This window comes from Paenibacillus sp. 01T442 (genome assembly GCF_056398345.1).
Genome location: NZ_JBFTPF010000013.1, coordinates 1 through 24415, shown reverse-complemented (window position 1 = coordinate 24415; position 24415 = coordinate 1). Strand labels below are relative to the sequence as shown.

At 41.5% G+C, this 24415-nt stretch carries 15 protein-coding genes and 2 pseudogenes; 2 read left to right on the top strand and 15 right to left on the bottom strand.

Annotated elements, in window-relative coordinates; translation table 11 throughout:
* Window positions 1-23 precede the first annotated feature (23 nt).
* From ppdK (AC1DLM_RS13110) to AC1DLM_RS13075, 8 genes and pseudogenes are all read right to left on the bottom strand, one after another.
* A complete protein-coding gene (gene ppdK / locus AC1DLM_RS13110; RefSeq protein ID WP_477570264.1) occupies window positions 24-2705 on the bottom strand; it encodes a pyruvate, phosphate dikinase in 2682 nt (893 codons plus the stop codon).
* Window positions 2706-2815: 110 nt separating this feature from the next.
* Window positions 2816-4318: a 4-hydroxyphenylacetate 3-hydroxylase family protein gene (locus AC1DLM_RS13105; protein ID WP_477570193.1), complete on the bottom strand. Its 1503-nt coding sequence runs from the start codon at window positions 4316-4318 to the stop codon at window positions 2816-2818.
* Between the two features lie 738 nt (window positions 4319-5056).
* Window positions 5057-5209, bottom strand: a complete 153-nt coding sequence (locus tag AC1DLM_RS13100) for a hypothetical protein (protein WP_477570192.1) — start codon at window positions 5207-5209, stop codon at window positions 5057-5059.
* A gap of 13 nt (window positions 5210-5222) precedes the next feature.
* Window positions 5223-7904, bottom strand: a complete 2682-nt coding sequence (gene ppdK / locus AC1DLM_RS13095) for a pyruvate, phosphate dikinase (protein WP_477570191.1) — start codon at window positions 7902-7904, stop codon at window positions 5223-5225.
* A gap of 154 nt (window positions 7905-8058) precedes the next feature.
* The gene (gene gap, locus AC1DLM_RS13090) at window positions 8059-9108 is read right to left on the bottom strand and encodes a type I glyceraldehyde-3-phosphate dehydrogenase (RefSeq protein ID WP_477570190.1); all 1050 of its coding nucleotides are present in this window, start codon (window positions 9106-9108) and stop codon (window positions 8059-8061) included.
* Between the two features lie 172 nt (window positions 9109-9280).
* Window positions 9281-9570, bottom strand: a pseudogene (locus AC1DLM_RS13085) (phosphoenolpyruvate carboxykinase (ATP)); the annotation flags it as partial.
* A 291-nt stretch (window positions 9571-9861) separates the two neighbouring features.
* Complete coding sequence (locus AC1DLM_RS13080) at window positions 9862-11466, bottom strand: response regulator (RefSeq protein WP_477570189.1); 1605 nt, start codon at window positions 11464-11466, stop codon at window positions 9862-9864.
* A gap of 1 nt (window position 11467) precedes the next feature.
* Window positions 11468-13237, bottom strand: coding sequence for a sensor histidine kinase (locus tag AC1DLM_RS13075; protein WP_477570188.1), 1770 nt, complete (start codon window positions 13235-13237; stop codon window positions 11468-11470).
* A 320-nt stretch (window positions 13238-13557) separates the two neighbouring features.
* Here AC1DLM_RS13075 and AC1DLM_RS13070 point away from each other — a divergent pair, with 320 nt between their 5' ends.
* Window positions 13558-14010, top strand: coding sequence for a MarR family winged helix-turn-helix transcriptional regulator (locus AC1DLM_RS13070; protein WP_441990622.1), 453 nt, complete (start codon window positions 13558-13560; stop codon window positions 14008-14010).
* An 11-nt stretch (window positions 14011-14021) separates the two neighbouring features.
* On the top strand, window positions 14022-15230 hold the full coding sequence (locus AC1DLM_RS13065) for an MFS transporter (protein WP_441990621.1): 1209 nt from the start codon (window positions 14022-14024) through the stop codon (window positions 15228-15230).
* Between the two features lie 364 nt (window positions 15231-15594).
* Here AC1DLM_RS13065 and AC1DLM_RS13060 read toward each other — a convergent pair whose 3' ends face one another.
* The 7 genes and pseudogenes from AC1DLM_RS13060 to AC1DLM_RS13030 form a co-directional block, all read right to left on the bottom strand.
* Complete coding sequence (locus AC1DLM_RS13060; protein ID WP_477570187.1) at window positions 15595-16425, bottom strand: carbohydrate ABC transporter permease; 831 nt, start codon at window positions 16423-16425, stop codon at window positions 15595-15597.
* An 11-nt stretch (window positions 16426-16436) separates the two neighbouring features.
* A complete protein-coding gene (locus tag AC1DLM_RS13055; RefSeq protein WP_441990619.1) occupies window positions 16437-17381 on the bottom strand; it encodes a carbohydrate ABC transporter permease in 945 nt (314 codons plus the stop codon).
* Between the two features lie 245 nt (window positions 17382-17626).
* Window positions 17627-17773 (bottom strand): annotated as a pseudogene (locus AC1DLM_RS13050) (Ger(x)C family spore germination C-terminal domain-containing protein); the annotation flags it as partial.
* Window positions 17774-17832: 59 nt separating this feature from the next.
* Window positions 17833-19437: a response regulator transcription factor gene (locus AC1DLM_RS13045; protein WP_477570186.1), complete on the bottom strand. Its 1605-nt coding sequence runs from the start codon at window positions 19435-19437 to the stop codon at window positions 17833-17835.
* On the bottom strand, window positions 19412-21214 hold the full coding sequence (locus AC1DLM_RS13040) for a cache domain-containing sensor histidine kinase (protein WP_477570185.1): 1803 nt from the start codon (window positions 21212-21214) through the stop codon (window positions 19412-19414). The genes AC1DLM_RS13045 and AC1DLM_RS13040 overlap by 26 nt, the downstream gene beginning before the upstream one ends.
* 117 nt (window positions 21215-21331) lie before the next feature.
* Window positions 21332-22672 carry an ABC transporter substrate-binding protein gene (locus tag AC1DLM_RS13035; RefSeq protein WP_477570184.1) on the bottom strand — a complete coding sequence of 447 codons (1341 nt, stop codon included), beginning with the start codon at window positions 22670-22672 and terminating at the stop codon, window positions 21332-21334.
* Window positions 22673-22910: 238 nt separating this feature from the next.
* On the bottom strand, window positions 22911-24266 hold the full coding sequence (locus AC1DLM_RS13030; RefSeq protein ID WP_441992467.1) for an ABC transporter substrate-binding protein: 1356 nt from the start codon (window positions 24264-24266) through the stop codon (window positions 22911-22913).
* Between the last annotated feature and the right edge of the window lie 149 nt (window positions 24267-24415).

Genomic DNA, 24415 nt, shown 5'->3' with positions numbered 1-24415 from the left:
CACCTCCAAGCATCTCTGCCGCATCAAATGGCATTAGCTACCTTACATTCGTTGGGAACACCATGTTCGATGAACGCTTGTGCTGCGGCGATTCGAGCTAAAGGAATTCGGTAAGGGGAACAGCTAACATAATCCAATCCGATCAAGTGACAAAAGAAAATTGACTCTTTATCTCCGCCATGTTCCCCGCAAATCCCCGTTTTAAGCGATGGCTTAACAACACGGCCCACGTTTACGGCTAAGTCAATCAATTGGCCGACTCCTTCCGTGTCGAGCACCTGAAATGGATTATGCGGCAAAAGCTTTTGATCGACATAATGGGTTAAAAACTTTCCTTCCGCATCGTCACGGCTGTATCCAAACGTCATTTGCGTTAAGTCATTGGTGCCAAAAGAGAAGAAATCCGCGTGTGCCGCAATTTGGCGCGCAGTAAGAGCAGCGCGTGGTACTTCTATCATTGTCCCGACCTTATACGGACATTCTCGAAGCTTTTCTTTCCCCAGCACCTGCATCGCAACGAACTCAACAAGTTCTCTGAAAATTTTCAGTTCACTTGCATGACTAACGAGTGGAATCATGATTTCCGGATGTACGCTGATGCCATTGTCGATACAACCAGATGCTGCACGGAAGATGGCCTCAATCTGCATCTCATAAATCTCCGGATAAACAATTCCCAATCTGCAGCCTCGTTGCCCTAGCATGGGGTTTGCCTCGTGCAGAGCTTGCACTTTCCGAAGAAGGTGAGCCACCTCATCTCTTTCCTCGTCAGAGCCCTCTTTATCATACATCAGCTGGGCTTGTCTTCTCTGAAGATCTGCGAGGTTTGGGAGAAACTCATGTAGTGGCGGATCGAGCAATCGAATCGTCACCGGGAGGCCGTCCATTTCATTAAAAATGCCTTCAAAATCCGACTGCTGCATCGGAAGCAGTTGGGCAAGAGCCTTCAAACGCTCCTCCTTATCTTCCGCAAGAATCATTTGTTGAACGACTGGTAATCGCGCTGATGAGAAAAACATATGTTCCGTCCGGCATAGCCCGATCCCTTCTGCCCCTAATTCTCTCGCAATTCCCGCATCGTGCGGATTATCCGCATTCGCAAACACTTTCAGTGTGCGAATCTCATCCGCCCACTTCAGCATAACGAGAAGTTCATTTGTCATCCTAGCTTCATGTAAAGGCATGTTACCGCTAATGACGCGTCCCGTTCCACCGTCCAGTGTAATCCAATCGCCTTCTTTCACGATCTTGTCTCCAACCATCATCTGTTTCTCATCAAGTACGATTCGAATGTCTTCGCAGCCGCAAACGCATGGCTTGCCCATTCCCCTTGCCACTACAGCAGCATGGCTCGTCATCCCTCCACGGCTCGTGAGCACCCCTTCTGAAGCGATCACGCCATGAATATCTTCCGGCGTCGTTTCCATTCTAGCAAGAATGACTGTTTTGCCCGCACGGCTCCATTCTGCTGCCGTGTCGGCGCTAAACACCAGCTGTCCCACCGCTGCACCCGGCGAAGCAGGAAGTCCTTTTGCCAAGACATCCTTTACTGCATCTTCATCAATACCTCTGTGCAGAAGCTGATCCAAATGGGACACTTCGATACAGCCAACGGCCTCCTGCTTGGATAATACACCTTCATGGACCAAATCGACGGCAATTTTTAATGCGGCTTGGGCATTTCGTTTCCCGTTTCTTGTTTGTAATAGGTAAAGCTTATTATTTTCAACCGTAAATTCGATGTCCTGCATATCTTTGTACTGCTTCTCAAGCTGCTTGGATGCCTGGAATAACTGCTCATAAATTAGAGGCATCTCGTTTTTCAGCGCAGCAATGGCCAGCGGTGTTCTTATACCTGCTACGACATCTTCACCCTGAGCATTGATCAGGTATTCTCCAAAAAATGTATTCTCACCCGTAGAAGGATTTCTCGTAAAGACGACGCCGGTGCCGCAATTACCGCCCATATTGCCAAAGACCATGCTCTGCACGTTAACGGCTGTCCCTTGCTCATCTGGAATCCGATTTATTTTACGGTAAATTTGAGCTCTTTGATTGTTCCAAGACTTGAATACGGCTTCAATGGCCATTCGTAACTGCTCGTACACGTGCTGAGGAAAAGACTGGCCGGTTTTAGCTAGAATGCACTTTTTATAATCTTCAATCAGATCCTTCCACCCCGCAGCAGTAACATCATGATCTTGGAGGGCGCCCTCCTTCTCTTTCAAACAGTGGAGCAGCTGCTCAAAATGGTAGGATTCAATGCCGAGCACCACGTTTCCAAACATCTGCATCAAGCGGCGGTAGCAGTCGTAAGCGAACTTTTCATTGTTTGTAAGCGTGGCCAATCCAAGGACAGTTATATCGTTAAGTCCGAGATTCAAAATGGTATCCATCATCCCCGGCATTGAGCTTACCGAACCAGAACGTATCGAAACAAGAAGCGGATTGTTTGCATCACCGAATATTTGCCCTTTCTGACTCTCTAACTGCTTGAGAGCTGTTTCGATTTGTTCAAACTGTTCCTCCGAGATCCGATTGCCTATCTTAAAAAAAGCTAAGCAGGCTTCAGTCGTAATGGTGAATCCTGGCGGTACGGGAAAACCGGCACGCGTCATCTCAGCAAGATTAGCTCCCTTTCCTCCCAGCAAAGCTTTCATTGAGGCACTTCCCTCTTGAAAAGGTACCACTTGTTTTTGTGTCATCATTTGTTTGCCTCCTTATTTTTATCCATACAACAAAACCCATAATATAGTCCTATCGGTTGCCATCCGAACAACATACGGATTGCGTTACTCAACCTTTATCTTTAAACTTAAAAAATCAATTGCTTATTGTTGATGAGTTTCTTCGACGCTTGGGGTATAGCAGGAATATCCAATGCATCATTTACCAACGCGAAGGAATGAGTCTTTTTATAATTATTGTAAAAAATGGCTTTTTTACGTATCGGATCACCTGTGTAGTAGCGCTCGTATTGAAGTAACCGTTGTCCGAACGCCTCGCCGCACAGATCCCACGCAAGCTTGAAGAGGTGGATACGATCTGGACCAGAAACTCCTTCTCGACCGCCATAATAACGCTCCATATCTCCTGCTAATTCAACATTAGTCAGATCAGCTTCCGTCGGAGACATCAGTAATCCACCTGCGCCGATAATTTGCATCACCTCAATCGCGCGCGGATAGAACGTCGGCAGCAATCCGCGAATCGTTTCAATTGGATCATATCCAGGTACCAAATCACCGGAAGGCAGCGTTTCATACTCTAATTCCGCAACCTTCAGCAGCGCTCTTAGCGTTTCCACCGACTGGATCAATTCGCCCAAATCGTTTTGCACGTTCAAGTAAACATCCACACCGATGGAATCAGCCAATCGACAAGCTACTTCTGTAGCAAACTGAAGCTTTATCAAACCTCTTACACCAGTTTGGTGCGAGGGCTGCTGTCCCAAACCTGCTTTTGGATACAGCAGGTTCGCCGCTTCCACATTGTTATACAGGAATATGCGATTCCAAGGCACCAATACATCGTTAAATACAAGTAATGCATCCATCTCTTCAAAGCGTGATGCCAACGGATGATCCGCAACCGGACGGGTTCCATCTTGCATAGCCTCACGGCAAAGAATGCGAATGCCCGACGTGTCGATAGGAAGAGCAAATGCAAGCGCATAACGCTCATCGCCTGATTTAAACCCTGGGAAAGAGTACACAATGACTTCATCCGTGATCGGCGATAGCGTTGCCAGCATTTTAGCTCCACGAACAATTAGACCTTCCGGTGTTTCTTCCACAGCACCCAAATGCGTGAACGTATCCTGCTGTTCGTGCGACGATTTGCTGCGGTCATTTTGCGGATTTATAATCGCATGTGTCAAGAATAAGTCATTATCCCGAACATGACGGTAATAAGTCTTGGCGTTTTCCGCCCATTCCGGATTGTATTTTGCCAAAAAATCCGAATTGCTGTATAGCGAAGTGACGACAACATTAAGGAAATCCGGCGTTCTTCCCATCAATCCGAATGTTGCTTTGGCAAAGGCTTCAAACGTCGCTCTGCGTGCCTTCAAATCCTCAGGTTTTCTAGGAACCAGGAAAGCGTTGTTCACCCGTTCTCCAGTTTCTTCACAGATGTGCGTTATTTTATCTTGATAATCCAGATCATGCTGCATATCATATAACTTCGCAATTTCGTGAATCGGTTGTCTGAATACAGCTTCATCGTACAAATTGGTCACTTTTCTCCCCGAGACCCATACCTCCGGCTGGCGAGATTTGAGCGCCTCAATATACTGAGCGCCAGTACGAATTCCCATTGTAATTCCCCCTTAAATGTATCTTCTTTACACTTCTTGCAAGGTGATTCAAGAGCTTATGTTTAGAGTATAAGAGCAACAAGATAATTGAACTGTAAGGCAATTAACATTTTCTGCGTTTATTGAAACCGGATTCATTTGGTGTAAAAAAAGACCCCCGAATCCAAACAAATGCAGCCTGCCTTCAGAATCAATTTCGATTCCGAATCTCAGCCAGCTGAGCATCCTTCATCTGATTGATTGCCTTCCCATCGAGCACATAATCTCCGTCATCTGCAATATCCAAGCTGCAAGGACACATCCTTACGTGTTTTCTTCAGCGAGCGAAGATTTCGACACTTTATCAGCCATTGACTTGTGTTCGTCTCCATAACACTCACCTGACAGTGGCACTGTTTGGTAAATACAAATATCAATATCGTCATGAACCCTCGTTACTTTACCTTAATAGCAATGTCAATTACCCAACCACCTGATATAAACCAAGGTTTCTGGAAATTCTTCATTTCAGACATGATAAAATCTAAATCAGGATGAATAAATACTCCCCCAAAAAATTGCTGAATAATAATTCTAACAGGGAAGACACTAATCGTTGCATATCCACAAACAAAGGAGCTAAGCACGTATTTCAGCGCTTAGCTCCTTTGTCATTCAAGTATTCGTTTTTTGACAATTAATACATGCATTCCAAGATAATACCTGCTGTTTCTTCAATGGCTGCAGCTTCCTCCATCATCAATTGGATTTCATGCTCCGTACGCATGGTCCCAAGCGTTTTACATGAACTTGGCTGGCGTTAAACTGACGAATTGTCGCTTGAACGACGAATTTTGCCGTTTCACCAACGGAAGCCGAATATACGAAAATCGTACGGACTTTCTCCTCCACCCGTGAATTCCTCCTAATTTACAATAGCTACATCACTAAATATTGCTACGCTGTGTAGAATAAATGCTTGTGCTGCAGCAATTCGTGCCAAAGGAATTCGGTAAGGCGAACAACTTACATAATCCAAACCGGTCATGTGGCAAAAGAAAATCGACTCTTTATCTCCGCCATGTTCTCCGCATATGCCTGTTTTTAAAGATGGTTTAACTAACCGACCCGAATTCACGGCCAACTCAATTAATTGTCCGACTCCTTCAGTATCGAGGACCTGAAACGGATTATGGGGTAGCAGCTTCTGATCGACATAATGGGTAAGGAATTTCCCTTCCGCGTCATCACGGCTGTACCCGAACGTCATTTGTGTTAAGTCATTGGTGCCAAAAGAGAAGAAATCAGCATGAGCTACGATCTGGCGCGCTGTAAGTGCTGCACGTGGTACCTCGATCATGGTGCCAACTTTGTATGGACAATCTCGAAGGTTGTCTTTCCCCAATACCTGATGCGCAACGAAATCAACAAGCTCTCTCAATATTTTCAACTCATTGGCATGACCCACGAGTGGAATCATGATTTCAGGAAGCACCTGGATCCCCCTGTCGATACAGCGTGAAGCTGCGCGGAATATTGCTTCAATCTGCATATCGTATATTTCCGGAAATACGATCCCTAGTCTACATCCCCGTTGACCTAGCATTGGGTTCGTTTCGTGGAGCGATTGCACTTTGCATAGAAGGTTCGCAAGTTCATCTCTCTCCTCATCTGAGCCCTCTTTCTCATACGTCAGTTGAGCATGTCTTTTTTGCAGCTCTTCGAGGTTGGGCAGAAACTCATGCAGTGGAGGATCAAGCAATCGAATCGTTACCGGGAGGCCAGCCATCTCCTCAAACATACCTTCAAAATCAGACTGCTGCATAGGAAGCAACTGAGCAAGAGCCTTCAATCGTTCCTCTTTATTTTCTGCCAAGATCATCCTTTGTACAACAGGAAGACGGGTCGGCGAGAAAAACATATGCTCTGTTCTACATAACCCGATGCCTTCTGCTCCAAGTTGTCTTGCGATTTTCGCATCGTGCGGATTATCCGCATTCGCGAACACCTTCAGTGTACGAATTTCATCTGCCCACTTTAGCATAACGAGAAGCTCATCCGTCATCTTGGCTTCAAGCAATGGCATAGCACCGATAATGACGCGACCCGTTGCTCCGTCCAATGTAATCCAATCACCTTCCTTCACGCTCCTGGTTCCAGCCGTCATCCGCTTCTCGTGCATCTCGATACGAACTTCTTCACAGCCGCATACACACGGTTTGCCCATTCCCCTTGCGACAACTGCAGCATGACTCGTCATTCCACCACGACTAGTGAGCACGCCTTCTGAAGCGATCACGCCATGAATATCTTCAGGTGTCGTCTCATTTCTAGCCAGTATCACCGTCTTACCGGCACGACTCCATTCTGCTGCCGTATCAGCGTCAAATACTAGCTGACCAACAGCTGCGCCTGGTGAAGCAGGAAGTCCCTTTGCCATCACTACCTTGATCGCTTCTTCATTTATACCTCTATGCAAAAGCTGATCAAGATGCGACACTTCGATGCGACCAACGGCCTCCTGCTTCGTCAATACACCTTCGCGAACCAAATCGACCGCAATCTTAAGCGCAGCTTGCGCATTTCGTTTACCATTTCGTGTTTGTAGCAGATACAGCTTATTATTTTCCACTGTAAACTCGATGTCCTGCATGTCTTTATAATGCTGCTCAAGCAGTTTGGAGGCCCCGAACAACTGCTCATAAATAGCGGGCATCTCGTTTTGCAGCGTTGCAATCGCCAGTGGTGTTCTAATTCCTGCTACGACATCTTCCCCTTGCGCATTGATTAAGTATTCACCAAAAAATGTATTCTCCCCAGTGGACGGATTTCTCGTAAAGACAACGCCTGTACCGCAATTGCCGCCCATATTACCAAATACCATACTCTGTATGTTAACCGCTGTCCCCTGCTCATCTGGAATTCGATTAAGCTTGCGGTAAATCTGTGCTCTTTGGTTATTCCACGACTTGAATACAGCTTCAACGGCCATACGCAACTGCTCGTATACATGCTGCGGGAAATCCTGACCTGTTTTCAATCGAATGCACTTTTTGTACGCTTCAATGAGTGATTTCCAACCTTCAGACGTAACATCTTGATCGTGTTCTACGCCTGTTTCCTCTTTCAAACGGTGTAACAGTTGCTCGAAATGGTAGGACTCAACGCCCAGAACGACATTCCCAAACATTTGCATTAACCTGCGGTAGCAGTCGTAAGCGAACTTTTCATTGTTCGTGAGCGAAGCTAATCCTTGGACCGTTATATCATTGAGGCCGAGATTCAGAATCGTATCCATCATCCCCGGCATTGAGCTTACGGAACCTGAACGAACGGAAACAAGCAGTGGATTACTTGCATTTCCGAATGTTTGTCCTTTCTGTTTCTCTAATTGCAGGAGTGCTGTTTCGATCTGTTCAAACAGTTCTTCTGAGATGCGATTGCCAATTTCAAAAAAATGTAAGCAAGCCTCGGTTGTAATCGTAAAGCCAGGAGGCACGGGTAGGCCGGCGCGTGTCATCTCAGCGAGATTGGCTCCTTTTCCACCGAGTAAAGCTTTCATTGAAGCATTTCCATCTTGGAAAGGTACGACTTGTTTCTTTGTCATTTTTTAATTTCCCCCCTGTTTTTTTCGTTACAGTTAATTGAATCACACAAAATATAGAATTTTTTATAACCTTCCGTTGGTAACGTTGCAATCACTTCATTACATGATTTACAAATGATTACRCCTAGATCATATCGATGAATGGCTGCCAATGTTACATGGTTTGTGTTAGACATTTTGCTTCCCCCTTTAGTTGTGTGCTCTCCGCACGTGACATATAAGATACTAAATCAATGACTCGATTTGCATAACCCCACTCATTGTCATACCATGCAAGCAGCTTGATTTGGTTATCCTGTGTCATTATGCTAAGACCGTCAATAATGGCTGACTTCTCATTGCCAATATAGTCCACAGAAACAAGCGGCAATTCATTGTAGTCAACAAATGCTCCCATTTGTCCGGCTATCGCCTGTTTGATGGAAAATTTCACTTCATCGACACTTACTTCTCGGCCGACTATGACTTGCAGGTCCAGCAGTGAAACATCTTGTGTCGGCACACGTACGGAGATGCCTTGTACATGGGATGCGAGATGAGGAATAACATCGATAAGTGCCTTTCCTACCCCAGTCGAAGTCGGAATAATAGAATTCGTACATGCCCTAGCACGACGAAGGTCTTTATGCGGGTTATCCATATGATTTTGATCATTCGTATACGCATGGACCGATGTCATCCACCCCATCTCAACACAAAAAGCCTCATCCAGAATATGCAGAATAGGTGCGATACAGTTAGTCGTACAAGAAGCTGCAGAAAGTAAACGATGCTGCTTGGGATCATACCGATCTTCATTCACTCCCATGACAACAGTCAGATCCATGTTCGTACCCGGTGCAGTAATCAGAACCTTCTTTGCTCCACCAAATAAGTGGCGTTCAGCGCCATGCCGATGATTGAACTTTCCAGTTGCATCTACGACTAACTCAACGCCATAATCTTCCCAGGGCAGTAAATCGGGTTCTCTTTCACAGATGACAGTAATTCGCTGACCGTTAATACTAATTAAGTTGTCATGTAACACTTCGATTTTCGCGTCCCAAGTGCCATGAACCGAATCATATTTCAACAAATGGGCCAACACATGAATGGGGCTTGTTGAGTTGATCACTTTCACTTCGAAATCCTGCATATTATTGGAAAATGCTTTTCTCAAACACAGCCTACCGATTCTACCTGTACCACTTATGCCAACTCGCATCTTCAACCACCTAACCTTCAATTAGTATGTCATAAATGTATCATATCAGTAAATAATGTACAATATATAATTCTATTTTGTAATAAAATCAACATGTTCTCTATTATTAATCTTACATATATGACGTCATATATAAAAGATATCGTATTCTACCCGAATGAATATCCCTGCCACCAAAGATCGGATCAGCAGTAAACATCGCTTGCTCGATACTTCCATTCAAAGCAGCAGTTATCATCGCACGAGTGAAAGTTAAATTCATCCGATACCTACACCATAGGGACCTCCGGACCATCCCGTGTTAACCAAATATACTTTAACTTGGTGATTCTCGATTTTATCTCCCAATAGCCTTGCGTACACAGTTGGATGGAGCGGAAGGAAAGGCGCCCCAAAGCAAGTGGAAAATGTCGCCTCTGGTTCCGTTACACCTCTTTCGGTACCTGCCAACTTGGAATCGGAAATTGAATTAGTTCGAACAATCGGAGTTTCTTTCGCTAAAGAACCTCTCGTTCCAATGATTTCCTCGGTTTCCGTTCCCATCCTGAACTTTTCCAACCATTTCCAAAACCTTTGGACACAAATCATAATAGAGCTGCGAAAAAGCCTGCTCCATTCAAAAAAACGCCAGATAGCGGTTTCTTCCGCTATACTGGCATTTTTACTAATCATGTGTGCGACCCCTTTGGGAATCAGGCCTAATTATTGATTATCATTTAAGCTGCATCAATCTAATAAAACGGGCGCTAATCGCTATACTTTTTTACGGTATTCAGCAGGTGACATGCCAGAGAAGGCACGAAATAATTTAAAGAAATAGCTGCTATTATCAAAACCAAGCTCTTCTGAAATTTGTTCAACACTTTGAGCCGATGTATCAAGCAATTCACGAGCCCTTTCCATCTTACTTCTCGTGACAAATTCTATAAATGTTTCTCCAGTCTCCTTTTTGAAAATACGGCTAAAGTGCGACGAATTAAGATCTAATCGTTTAGCCATTTCCTCCATACTGATTTTTTCATTCAAATGCATCATCACATAACGTTGCGCCGCGACAATTTCCTTTCGGCTAGATTGATCTTGGTGCAATCTCACGTTTTCCATTTTTTCAACCAAAAATTCAATTAACCACTCACTAAGATGATTAATCGTATCGATTGCATATACCGTTTGTTGCAACACCTCTGCACTATAATTCGTTAGAAAATGCTGCATGACAGTGAACTTCAGTTCTATGTCTGTAACTATTTTTAACACCCAACTACGAACGGAATCCATAGGATACTTATTTGCATCAATTTGAGCAATCCACCTTGCAATTGTTTCTTTTACATATTCAACATCGCAATTAAAAATACAATTTTTAAAGCCTTCCAGAGCCGCTGTATAATTTACAAATATATCGTCCTTAGTTGTCTCAATTTGCTGCAATTTTAAAATTCGATTTTCCCCTGAATAAAAGTGGAAAGTTTTTGAATTTAGTAATAGTGTGGTCTGTTTCTTTAATTCTAACATCGTATTGCAAACTTCACCGAAATAAAAAGAAGTTCCAATTTTCATATAAAGATTTATTGAATTTTGAATTTTTTGTAATTCCTTATTTATTTCTTCCGATATATTCCTTTTAATTGACTTAGGATAAGGATATAGGACAAAGTAATGTCTCTCAGTGAGTGTTATGACAACATTCCCCTCGAATTTGACAGATTCGTTCAGTGCATTATCAATTACAAATTGAAGTTGGTGCCCTCCTCCAAACCTCGTTGCTACATCCGAAAACCGTTCTAGCAAGCAAAGTACAGGTAAATAAGGAGTTCCTTTCAATGATTGAATKCCGATATTTTCTGCTTTCTCTACCCACTCAGTCTCATTCCAAATAGGTTGATCTATCAAAGAACGCAAAAATTTTGTTCTTACCGATGAGAGGGTTTGAAAAACTACATCCTGCAGTTTTTGCCGGTCACGCAGCATCGCTTCTTCTTCGTTTAACTGTTTAATAAGTTGGCGTAGAATATCTACCAACTGTTCAATACGTAGAGTTTCTTTTAAAATATAATCATTTACTTTCAACTTTACTGCCCTTTGAGCAAATTGAAAGTCTTCATGGCAGGACAAAATGATAGTCTTCAAGCTAGGATTGATTTTTCTTGTTTCTTCAATTAAATCCAATCCATTCATGATCGGCATACCGATATCGGTAATTAGAATATCAGGTTGAGAACTTTTGCAAGCGTTTACCGCTTCCTCTCCATCAGAACAAGCTTCAATAAGCTCCAAACCGAGTTCTTGCCAAGGGATTTTTGCCGTCAAGTATTCAATAACAGGCATATGATCGTCAGCGATAATTACTTTATACATATCATTTATTCTCCATTTTTGAAATCGGGAGGATAAGTACGATGCTGGTACCAAGATTATTTTCACTTTGTATAGTCATTTGAAACCGCTCCCCGTAAATTAACTTTAGACGTTCATAGACATTAGATAGCCCTATACCGGATATCTGCTTGCTGCCGTTATCAGCAGATCCTTCGATAATCTGTCTTTTGTTAAGTATTAATCGTTCCTGTAAAGAACTCACCGTTTTTGTATCCATACCAAGCCCATTATCCTTAACMGAAATCTGCAAGGTTTCTTCCACTTTGTCTACATTTATCGTAATACATCCGCTTTTCCCAGTAAAACCGTGCTTATACGCATTTTCAATAATTGGCTGTAGTATAAATCTTGGCACAGTCTCCGGAAACAGCTCAGGATTCACATGGATACGAGGAACGACTGGATGCCGCATAGTAAAGTTCATCAATTCCATATATTGCTTGGACATTTCAATCTCAACAAGCAATGATACAAACTCCTGATGTGTGGAAATGGTAGAACGCAATAGAGTTGATAAAGATCCGATTAGCTCGGCGTTCTGCTCGTCGTCTTTCATTAGAAGCTTCAAACGAATCGAGCTTAGTACATTGAACAAAAAATGAGGATGAATTTGCGCATGCAGCATCTCTATCTCTGCCTGCCGCTTAAGCTCTTGCTCAAGTTTGACTTGTGCGAGCATCTGAAGTATGCGGTCAAGCATAAGATCAAAAGCACGCCCTAGACGTCCAACTTCATCCCCTCCTCTTACATTAGATCGCACCTCTATATCCCCAGCTTCAACTTTAAGCGCAACTTCACCAAGTACTTGAATTGGTTTTGTAAATTTCCGAAGCAAATAGGCGAGAATGATGATAAATCCAACTAGAAAAAGCACCTGTAAAACCAAACCAGACCTAGAAATGTTGTTTAATTTATCGGTTAATTGTTCGTACGGAGACAGACTGACCAGGGTCCAACCCGCATGACGCAGAGGTTTAGATACATAGAGATGAGATTTCCCATCTAAGCTAATAATCTCAGATGATTCAACGACATTTTTTTGAATTAGGTTTAAAAAATTATCCMCAATGTAATCCTTATCTCCGTGGGACAGTATACGGCTATTCGTATCCAACAGAAAAATGTCCTCGGAGAATTTGTCAAAAATATTACTGAATGCATTCTCCGAGCGGCTTACGATTAAATAAGCAATCGGATTCGCAGAATTATCCATTAAAACTCGAGCTGTCATGATCACGTAAGGATTCTCTTCTGCCTGGGATTTCAAATAATTAGGTTGGACGCCTAAAAAAAGCGTGTCTAAAGCTGACAAGCGAGACAAATCATCAAACCAGGCTTGTTTTCTAAAATTTGAAGGATCAAACTCATAATACGAATAACTGGAAAAATAGCGTCCATCTCTTGTTAGTAAGGTGAGCTGTACATCCGGTTTATCGCTAACCAATTGTTCTAATTTTTCCRTTACCGACTTCGTTAATAATGGACCATACTTACTCTGAATCAAGCTCTTGAGCTCCGAATCAAATTGAATCATGTTTGATACAGCAACCATTTCATCCATTACTTTATTGATTTGACCCTGCACATTTTGTAAAATCTGGTTTGAACTTTCTAACGTATGTTCTCGAATGATTCGCTGTGTAAAAACGTTTGTAATAAAAAGCATGATAATGGTTGGCAATATCAAACAAGCGATTGATGTAATAATTAATTTTTTCCTGAGTGACAGATTTCGGAAGAAAAATAACATGATAAGCTCCTTTTTAGAGTAACGGACCATTATTGATGAAGGAATTTTTTAGATCATATTACTTGAGAAAACATGTACCGTCTCTCTTGGTTAAAGCAGCCTTTTAGTTTTAACGAAATGATTTCCAATTATTCTGAATCATACGATACGCCAAACTACTATACCATCAATTATTTTGACATTTTAAGAAATATTTTTTCTGAAGCAGTGGTTATCAGTCAATAGGCGTTCACGACTATATCTTTACATCGTTAGTTGTTTGGTATATAGTTGTCGTAACAACTAATATATAGAATCAGGGAATGGGGGCACAAATATACATGACGAATCAGATCAATGAACTGAACCGATCAATCGGATTTATGATGGGTACGACCTATCACAAGTTATCTGCCTTATTACAGGGCAGGCTGAAGGAGTATGGAATTACACCCGAGCAGTGGTCCGTCCTCTATCAGGTTAACCGAGATGACGGCCTGATTCAGAAGGAAATTGCTGAGCTCACTAGCAAGGACAAGCCGACGACCACTCGAATTCTCGATCATCTAGAGCAAAAAAGGCTGATCAGCAAGCGGATTGGGGAGAACGACCGCCGTTCCTTCGCGGTCTATATCACAGATAAAGGACGAAAGCTGATCCAAGAGACAATCCCAATTGAGAAGCAAGTTACGGTGGAGATCAAGCAGTGCATTTCCGAGGAGGAATACGAGGGGCTTATTTCACTGCTCTTAAGAATTAATAATCATGTGAATAAATTAGCGGATAGAGAGTAGGGGTATACACCATGCAGCAGCTTGAACAGTCATCCAGACTATGGACGAAATCCTTTATTTGCTTAACGATTGGCGCGTTATTGTTATTCCTTAATCTGCAGATGTTGCTGTCTTCCTTCCCTGCCTATGTGAAGAACGAATTTCAAGCGGGGGATCTTACAGTTAGTCTAGTCACAAGTGTCTTCGCGATTTCCGCGATAGCAGCCCGTTTCATGACGGCATGGTTAATGAAGAAAATGAATCGTAATGTTATCCTATATATCGGTTTAGCCATTGCAGCACTTATAACCGGTTTGTATGTCATAGCGGATTCCATTGGAGTATTGCTAGTTATGCGTGTTGCTTACGGAATTGGGTTCGGGATGGCGAGTACGATAATCCCGACCTTGGTGTCGCAGATTATTCCAGGCAAGCGAATGGGTGAAGGGATTGGTTATTTCGGTTTGTCTACGAGCTTAGCGATGTCTATCGGACCGATGATTGGCTTAAACGTGATGCAGCAATCCGGTTTCGTAACCTTGTCCATGATCGGCATGTGGACCGTGCTAGCGGCTATCCCGCTTCTGCTCTTCTCTCGATCGGTACCGCCGGAAGCTCGTAAATCGACTGAAGCGCACAAAGGTGCAGCGGTAAAGATCCCTTTTAACAAGCAATTATTGTTTCCCGCGTTCCTTAATGTGATTACTGCAGTCACTTATAGCGGTCTGCTAAGCTTCATCGCCCTGTTTGGACAATTTAGGCATCTAGAGCAGGTCGGCTTGTTCTTCTTGTTCAATGCGGTTACCATTATTATCGTTCGTCCGATCTCCGGTAGAATATTCGACAGCCGGGGCCATGCCGCGGTTCTTATACCCGCAGCGATCTGTCTCGTGGCAAGCTTAACCGTGCTCTCCTATGCGACATCGATGAGAATGCTCATTATAGCCGCGTTATTGTACGGACTTGGCTTTGGAGCAATTCAGCCTACTCTTCAAGCTTGGATGCTGCGTTCCTCTAAGCCAGAGCAATACGGGATGGCCAACAGCATGTTCTACAACTCCACGGACTTTGGCGTAGCGGCAGGAGCTTTAATTCTGGGTGCAATTTCAAGCATATCGAACTATGCGATCATGTATCGTTACTCCGCGGGATTCATGGTCCTATTCCTGATTGTGTATGTCGCTGTTCGAGTGGTTTCGGCTAATCGTAAAGATGGTATAGTAGAAAGCAGTCAGGAATGAGATGGATCAATCGGAACAAATGTTATACCGTAATGAATGGTTTGACTGGCAATTGGAACATGATGCACAATGGCTGCGACCCGAGAGGCTATGTTATTCATGCGAACATACAAATATGAAATAAAGAAAAGGAACATATCATCTATGTTCCTTTCAATGTTATTAATAGGAAGATATAACATTAAATACGCGAATTCCATAACTCGCAGAATGCATCAACTTCGCTTTTTCCTTTACATAGCGATTCCCTTATTATCTTTTAATCGTTTCTTGGATGATGGTATGACGTTTTGAACCCMTGCTTCTTCAATCACCATAGTTCGCAGACTCCATATTTTCTGATATCTGACAATTGTCTTGTTTATCATCCCTTCACACTACCCATGGCAACGCCCTCAATAACATGTTTCTGTCCAATGATGAAAATGATCAACAATGGTAAAATGGCGGATACGGCTCCAGCCATCATGAGCGAATAAAACTCGCCATTCGCATCAGCAAACTTACGCATACCGAGCTGTAATGTAAACAATTGCTCAGACCGGATAAAAATCAACGGATTCTGGTAATCATTCCAAGTCCAGATAAATCGCAAGATCATATAAGTCGCCATTGCCGGCTTGACAAGCGGAATTGTAATACGGGAAAAGATGGTCCAGTGATTCGCACCGTCGATCCTCGCTGATTCAATAATTTCATTATGAATACACATGAAAAACTGCCGTAGCAGGAATGTCCCAAGAACCCCGGAAGCACCGATTAGGATTAGACCAATGTGACTATCGAATAATCCCAACCAACGTATCATAATAAATTGCGGCACCAGAATCGCCTGACTTGGAATCATGAAGGTTACTAGTACTAGAACGAAGAGAATATCACGCCCTTTGAAGCTCACCTTTGAGAAGCCATAGGCTGCCATACAAGAAATCAGTAATGAGAACAGAGTTGTTAGTACGGATACTTTCAAGCTGTTCCAATAATACATTGTAAAAGGCAGCGCCCCAGCCCAAACCTCTGTATAATTTTCAGTTGCTCTCCATGTCTTCGGAATCCATTGAATGGGATAAGCCAGTACTTCCAGTTCAGGTTTAAATGAAGCTGAGAGCATCCATAAGAAAGGCAAAGCGAAAAATATTCCACATATTGCCATAAGTATAGTAACTATTGTACGATCAAAACGAATTGATTTCATTGGAACACCCCTTAGTAGTTTACCCATTTCTTTTGACCTACCCATTGAATAAGAGTAATCACTAGAATGAAGAGAAGTAGTACGATACCCATCGCAGAAGCGTAACCGGACTTCAAATTAATAAATGCAGTTTCATATAAGTAAAATACGATAACGGATGTGGATCCCGCCGGTCCTCCGTTCGTCAAGATCATGATTAAATCAAATGCCTTGAAGGAAGCAACCAAACCCGTTATTAACAGAAAGAAAGTCGTTGGTGAAAGCATTGGTAGAGTGATGGAGAAAAATTGACGAATTGGTGAGGCCCCATCTATATCAGCTGCCTCATACAAATCCTTGGGTATGTTTTGCAGTCCAGCCATAAAAATAATCATATTGAAACCCAAAGACGACCATACCAAGATAATCATTACGGAAAGAAGCGCATAATTCGTGTCCGCGAGCCACAATGGAGGATGAGCAATTCCGATTGACTTTAAGAAACCGTTAATCGGACCATTCGTTGGGTGGAATAACACTCTCCATAACACGGCGACAGCAACAAAGCTGGAAATAAACGGCATAAAGTAGATTACCTTGAAAAAGGTCTTGAAGTACGTTACTTTATTAATAAGCACAGCCAATATTAACGAAAGAAAAAGTGACACGGGTACAACGGCCATCAACGCAATGTTATTTTTCATGGAGTGAATGAACTCCACATCTTGGAACAGTTTTTGGTAATTGGCGAACCCGACTGATTTGATGCTTCCTAGACCCGATATAAAATTCCAATCGGTGAAACTAATGATACCGGAAAGAAGAATGGGTATAATCGTAAGCACTGTAGTCGTAATGAGCATTGGTCCAGTAAAAAATAAACCAGCCCATACATCATTGAGAGAACGCTTTCGGGAATAGCGTAGAACCTTGTTAGATTCGGTTCCAGTGGAGTTTTTTATCAAGCCTTGTTTCAAATCGATCACCTCATGTTGTTTGGTTATGCTTTCATTATAGGGAGCAGAAAGAGCAAATACATCCAAGTATTTTTTCTTTTCAGGAAAATATTTGCGCGCTTTATGTGACAGCCAACACAAATAATCGCAGATCGAGTGATCGGCGATTCATACTTGACCCCCAAGTAACTTTTTTATGATTCCTAGAACCCATCCGGCACATAAAAATGCTATATAAGCAATTTTCACATTTTTGGAAGATGCCCTCACTTTAGACCGTTCAAACAGATATATAATAACCACAACAAGCGAATCGCCAAATAATCACCCCAATTATTCTTTGATTTTCTCCACTCTTCAGGGTATTTTCTATGAAAAGCTTCTCCAAATTTGAAAATGTCCATTTTCTTTTTTTTTTTGCACTTTCTTTAAGGCAATAAATAATTCCCTATTTATAACAAATTATGTATACTCACTTAAATCTGCGAAAGTTAACCGGTGACATCCCTGAGAATGCTTTAAACAATTTAATAAAATAGCTGGTATTCTCATATCCAAGCATTTCAGCAATTTGCTCTACATTTTTTTCGGATTGTAGTAAATACTCCTGTGCTCGTTCCATTTTAGATCGTGTTGTGAATTCGATGAAAGTCTCTCCCGTTTCAAGTTTGAAGATACGACTAAAGTGGCTCGCGTTTAAAAATAGCATGTGAGCAACCTCCTCCATCACGATTTTCTCTGACATGTGCGTCATTACATATTGTTTAGCTTCAATGACCTCTTTTCGCTGGCTTTCGTGCTGGGTTTTTGCGACGTAATGTATTTTATCTAAGAGAAAATACATAATATAGGAAAACAATTCTTCCAATGATTCCAACTCCAAGATAGTGTTATGAATCATTTCTGTTGAATAGACCTTTTGAAAAAGTTGGATTGATCGATACTTTAAATCAATATCGGATAAAAGCTTAATCACCCACCCTCGTACTTCCTCTGCCTTAAACCGATAGGTTCTAAGCATTTTTTCCAAATCAGCTAATATTCCAATCATTCTATCTTTACTGCCTTCTGCAATTACTTGTTTTAGATCATCTGATGTTTGAGAGAAATACTTATAGATATCATCAGTAGAGCATTGAAACTCCTCCCATTTAATGATACTCATTTCATTGGTATAAAACCGCTGATCCTTACTGTTCGTTAAGTCCTTCAAGCGCTGTTTGATTTCTTGCGGTGTATGAGCAGGCGCCGAAATCATGAAGGACAGGCTGATTCTTAAATATCTCTCAAAATCCTCCTGGATTGCATTAAGATTAAAGAGGGTCTCATCGTCTTCTTTAGCTATAGGCTTTCTTAGTAGAGGAACCAATAAAACGATTTCATTAACACCGCACTGAAAGCTCACACCTATTCTTTTTGTATCGACCAAATTATCGAAACCGTTCTCAAAAACAAACTTGAACAATTCGACCGATTGATATCTTTGTTTCAATTCACGATACCTGTTTACGAAACAGAGTACGGGTAAATATCTATACTTGTCCAAATCGATTCCAAACTCATACGCTTCAGCCATCCAACGTTTAGTATCATGTATCGGATTAATAAGAGTGGAGCGAATAAATGTTTCCTTTAAGATAGAATTATTCTGGTCTAGAATCGCCTTTAAACGCACTTGATTTTCTCGTATTTTTTCTTCTTGTTCCAATTGCAATTGTGTTGTTTTTAGAATTTCAAATATCGTCTCCGGCTCCATTGTTTCCTTTAGGATATACTCCGTGACGTTTAACTTGACAGCCTGTTGGGCATATTGAAATTCGTTATAGCACGACAGAATAATAACTTTCAAATGAGGGGCTAGCTGCTTTGCAGTCTTCGTTAGTTCTAAGCCGTCTATATCTGGCATGCCAATATCTGTAATGAGAATGTGCGGCATATCAACCTTGCAATGATCCAACGCATCACTACCGTTTTGATGCATGCCAATAACCTTCATTTCTAACGCTTCCCAAGGGATGATTTGGGATAAAAACTCAAGTACAGGATAGCTGTCATCGACGAGAATCACTTTCCACATTGGCATTTCTTCCTCTTTCCGGAATAAATAATTTAACTACTGTGCCCTTCCCAGGTTGACTTTCAAGATCCATTTGAAAATGACCTCCGTAGACCAAACTCAACCGTTCGTATACATTGATTAAACCAATTCCATGCATACCTTTACGGTTTTCTTCTTGGACATAACTGCTTCTGAAGCCGAATAGGAGTTTTTTTCGCAATCCCTCCAATTCATTCGTCGTCATTCCATTTCCATCGTCTTGGATGCAAATTAACAGTTTCTCTTTTTCTTTCCATGCCTGGATTCGAATCACTCCCTCATTTTGCTTTAACCCATGGATTAATGCATTCTCAATAATGGGCTGTAGAATGAAACGCGGCACCATCTCATGCAATGTTTCGGAACTTAAATCGATCTCATACTGAAATAGATTCTTTGATGTGAAGCACATTAATTTCATATAATCCTCTACAATGCCTACTTCATCTTGTAAGTGGACAAATTCATGCTCATTATTGATCGTTTGGCGAAGCAGATGTGTTAAAGAACGGATGATGCTAGCATGCTCTCGATCTCCTCGAAGCATAATCTTGAGTCTAATGGCATTCAAAATATTAAATAAAAAATGCGGGTTAATCTGTGCCTGTAACATAGCAAGCTCCGCTCTTCTCTTCATTTCTTGCTCGTAAGTAATTTGTTTCACCATCGACCTGATGCTATCTAGCATATGGTCAATCGAACGACCCAGTTTTACGAATTCATCTGGTCCCTTAATATTAGATCGGACTGCCAAATTACCTGCTTCTATGCTGTTTGCTACTTGCACTAAGCGAATGATCGGTTTTGTAAACCGGCGCAATAAATAAATAAGAATGAATAAAAATAAAATAACAAAGCCGATTTCTAGCAGAAAGTTGGATTGGAAAAGAGCGTAAATTGGGGATGTAGCTTTCATGTACGGAGTCAAACTGACTAGCATCCAACCGGCAAGAGGAAGATTATGTTTGACGAGAATTTGTTCCTCTCCACCGAAAGTGATCAAGGAATTCTCAGCTGATTTATTCAACTCCTCGAATTGCGAATATGTCTCTCCTATCCGATCCAAACCCGATATGATTTTCCCTTCATTTGAAAGCAACATAATATTTTGGCTTTCACTGTATTTTGTAATGATGGAACGAAGTTGCAATTCATTTACGCTAACAATAACGTAGGCATACGGTTCTGAAGATACATCACGCAAAGCACGGGCAACGGTTACCATATAAGGATTACGCCCACCTTCAGATTGTATATACGTAGGATGTACGCCGACCCAGAGCGTATCGAAAGTGTCCATCTGCTCAAGGCTCGGATACCAGAGTTCGCTTTTAAAGCGTATAGGATTATATTCATAAAAACTGTAATTTGAATAATAACTGGAACCAGGGAGCAATATTGTAATATATGTTCCAGGACTATTTGAAACTAGTGGATCCAGTTTCTCCTCTACCTTCTTTTGCATTTCAATCAATTTGCTACCTTCCGATTTAGGATTCTTCAATAAGGATTTCATTTCCACATCAAATTGAATGTTATTCGTAATCCTAATCATGTTGTCCATAATATTTGTCATATGAGCCCCAGTAACTTGTAAGGATTCCGAAGCAGTTTGAACTACACGTCCCTTGATTAAATGGATTGTAAAGAGACTAGAGAGCACTATAATCGCCCCGACAGGAATCACTAAACAGAGCAATGATGTTATAATGATTTGTTTTCGTAAAGAAGATTTTAAACCCTGCAGCCATTTCATGACTCATACACCGCTTCCTGCTGGGATTTCCAGATTTCCATAAAAATAATGTTATACTTGGAAAACCAAAATCAACGGCAATCTCAGTTCGTTTGAGAAGACCGTTGATTTTGATTTTTATTGGCTGTTATTCTTTATTATTTCCCGTACTTTTTGAGATGCGTTATTAAGGGCGGTATTCTCATCTGCATCACCAAGTAAAAACTTTTCGACTTCTTTAATATAAGCCTTATCAACCTCATCGCTATAAGGCATCGGAACATTGAATTTCTGCGGAATGCTATTTTTCATCACGTACAATAAAGATTCCTTATCGACTTTATCCGGTGCTTTGGAAGAAGCAATCTGAGCATCGATGATTCTGTTTACATCCGCTTTTTTCCACGAAGGGATATATTTACTCTGAAGCTGAATTCCTTCTGTTGTGTACCAACGTATGAATTGGTAAGCTTCCTCTTTATGCTTTGATTTCGAGTATACAGCCATGAGATCTCCGCCTGAAATTGTTGATGTTGGGTCATTCTTGTTCACTTTCGGATAAGGAGCGAAAACTGTTGTGAAGTTAGCAGGCACTTTATCCGTCCCACCAGCTTCAGGAATCATAAAATCGCCTGTGAGAATCATACTCGCTTTTTGATTGAAATATTGAGGCCTGTAGCTTAATTTTTGGCTAATTGTTTCTGAGTACGGTGTTGCCGATCTGTCCACCACTTCTGCTTGCTTGCGGATATCAAGCGACTTCTCTATTAGTGGGTTATCCAAATTTAAAGTCTTGCCGTCAGCCTTATAAAGGAAGAAATTGTCCATCTGATTGATCTGAGCCAATTGATAGTAAATAGAAAATGTATGGAAGTAGGTTCCATATCTCTTATTCGCTCCCTCGCCTTTCGTTAGCTTCTTCGAATACTCAAGGAATTCGTCCCAAGTCCAATCCTTAGGAACCGGCAAGCCTGCTTCGTCCAAATGATTTTTGTTCAGCATAACAAGGAAAGAAGTTTTCTTTGCGGGAAGAGCATAAGTCTTATCCCCGATGGTAGGATCTATATAATACTCATCTGATACCTTATATCCATCTTTAGCAATGTAACTGTTAAGCGGCTCCAGCATATTTATTGCGGCTCGCTGAGAGTAATGTTGCGCTTGAGAAAACATCATGACATCAATTTGATCGCCTGATGCGGCAGCGAGATCAAGTTTTTTTAGATACTCAGTACCATTGTTATCCCCAGCGGTTACTGCTTCAATCTTAATGTTCGGATATTTTTTCTCGAACTCTTTGTAGACAGTTTTCCAATTATCTTGGTCTTCGTTATACCAAAAATGGAATTTCAGTGTTACTTTTTCAGCTTTCTTGTCGGTAATCTCTGGATTTTTAACATTTGGACTATTCGCACACCCGCTAAGCAATCCTGCTATGATTGTAATAGCAGTTATACTACGAACTGTTTTATTAAGCATTGTCAATCCCCTTTTTTCCTTAATAACATCCTCATTTTCTCCTATTATGAAAACGGGTGGATTTGGTTATTTAAGAATCATACGTCAAATTTGTTTCATATACATTCAACAAATTTTGCAATTAAAAAAAATTTTTTTCCGTAAGACTTTTCTAGTGTGTCTGCGAGAAAGACTCTTATACAAAAAAAATCAACAGCCAACTCAGTTAGCCTGAGACGACCATTGATTTTATATTTGTTTATTTGCTGTTATTTTTTATGACTTCTTGCACCTTTTGAGAAGCATTTTTAATAGCAGTATTCGCATCTACTTCGCCAAGCAGAAATCTTTCCACTTCTTTAACGTAAGCTTTGTCAACTTCATCGCTAAAGGGCGCCGGAATGCGGAATTTTTGTGGAATGCTGTTTTTCATCACATACAATAAAGAATCCTTATCGACTTTATCTGGTGTTTTGGAAGCTGCTATCAGGTTATCGATGGTTTTGCTAACATCGGCTTTTTTCCATGAGGAAATATATTTCCCTTGCAGCTGAATTCCTTCTGTTGTGTACCAACGGATGAATTGATAAGCTTCCTCCTTGTGCTTCGACTTTGCATATACAGCCATAAGATCAGAGCCCGATGTTGTTGTGATCGGGTCGCTCTTGTTCACTTTAGGCAAAGGTGCAAAAACGGTCTTGAAATTAGCAGGTACTTTATCCGTTCCGCCGGCTTCGGGAATCATAAAGTCTCCAGTGATAATCATACTCGCTTTTTCATTAAAATACTGAGGCCTGTAATTCAGTTTTTGACTGATAACTTCTGCGTATGGTGTTGTAGATTTGTCCACCACTTCCGCTTGCTTGCGAATATCAAGCCATTTCTTATTTAACGGGGTATCTACATTCAAAGTCTTACCATCCTCCTTATACAAGAGGTAATCATCCATCTGAGTCATCTGAGCAAATTGATAGAATAGAGGGAATGTGTGAAAGTAGTTTCCATACCGCTTATTCGTTCCCTCACCCTTGGTCAGTTTTTTTGAATAATCGAGGAATTCATCCCAAGTCCAATCCTTAGGAACCGGTAAACCCGCTTCGTCCAAATGATTTTTATTCATCATAACAAAGAAAGAAACTTTTTTAGCAGGAAGTGCATAAGTCTTGTCACCAATCGATGGGTCAAAATAATATTCGTCCTGCACTTTATATCCATCTTTAGCAATGTAACTGTTAAGGGGCTCAAGCATATTGATAGCAGCGCGCTGCGAGTAATATTGTGGAGCAGAGAACATCATCACATCAATTTGATCGCCGGATGCGGCAGCAAGATCAAGTTTTTTCAAGTACTCAATTGAATTGTTGTCCCCAGCCGTTACTGATTCAATCTTGATGTTTGGATACTTTTTCTCGAACTCCTTATAGACGATTTTCCAATTGTCTTGATCTTCGTTATACCAAAAGTGGAATTTTAGAGTTACAGGCTCGACTTTCTTGTCTGTCACTCCTGGAGTATTGCTGCCAGTAGCAGTAGTACCCGTACTTGTAGAGCACCCGGCAAGCAATCCTGCAATGATTGAGAAAGTTGCAATACTACGAACTGTTTTTTTGATCATCGAATCAATCCCCTTTTTCATTTTTAATTCCACTATACACTGCATTTTAATTAACTGTAAGCGGATACAAATGAATTATAGTACAGATCAATTCCATTAACATGCAACCAAATGAATTATAGTACAGATCAATTCCATTAACATGCAAC

Coding starts and splice junctions, on each gene's coding strand:
- ppdK (WP_477570264.1), bottom strand. CDS start 2,705: ATGACACAAAAACAAGTGGTACCTTTTCAAGAGGGAAGTGCCTCAATG.
- AC1DLM_RS13105 (WP_477570193.1), bottom strand. CDS start 4,318: ATGGGAATTCGTACTGGCGCTCAGTATATTGAGGCGCTCAAATCTCGC.
- ppdK (WP_477570191.1), bottom strand. CDS start 7,904: ATGACAAAGAAACAAGTCGTACCTTTCCAAGATGGAAATGCTTCAATG.
- gap (WP_477570190.1), bottom strand. CDS start 9,108: ATGCGAGTTGGCATAAGTGGTACAGGTAGAATCGGTAGGCTGTGTTTG.
- AC1DLM_RS13070 (WP_441990622.1), top strand. CDS start 13,558: ATGACGAATCAGATCAATGAACTGAACCGATCAATCGGATTTATGATG.
- AC1DLM_RS13065 (WP_441990621.1), top strand. CDS start 14,022: ATGCAGCAGCTTGAACAGTCATCCAGACTATGGACGAAATCCTTTATT.
- AC1DLM_RS13060 (WP_477570187.1), bottom strand. CDS start 16,425: ATGAAATCAATTCGTTTTGATCGTACAATAGTTACTATACTTATGGCA.
- AC1DLM_RS13045 (WP_477570186.1), bottom strand. CDS start 19,437: ATGTGGAAAGTGATTCTCGTCGATGACAGCTATCCTGTACTTGAGTTT.
- AC1DLM_RS13040 (WP_477570185.1), bottom strand. CDS start 21,214: ATGAAATGGCTGCAGGGTTTAAAATCTTCTTTACGAAAACAAATCATT.
- AC1DLM_RS13035 (WP_477570184.1), bottom strand. CDS start 22,672: ATGCTTAATAAAACAGTTCGTAGTATAACTGCTATTACAATCATAGCA.
- AC1DLM_RS13030 (WP_441992467.1), bottom strand. CDS start 24,266: ATGATCAAAAAAACAGTTCGTAGTATTGCAACTTTCTCAATCATTGCA.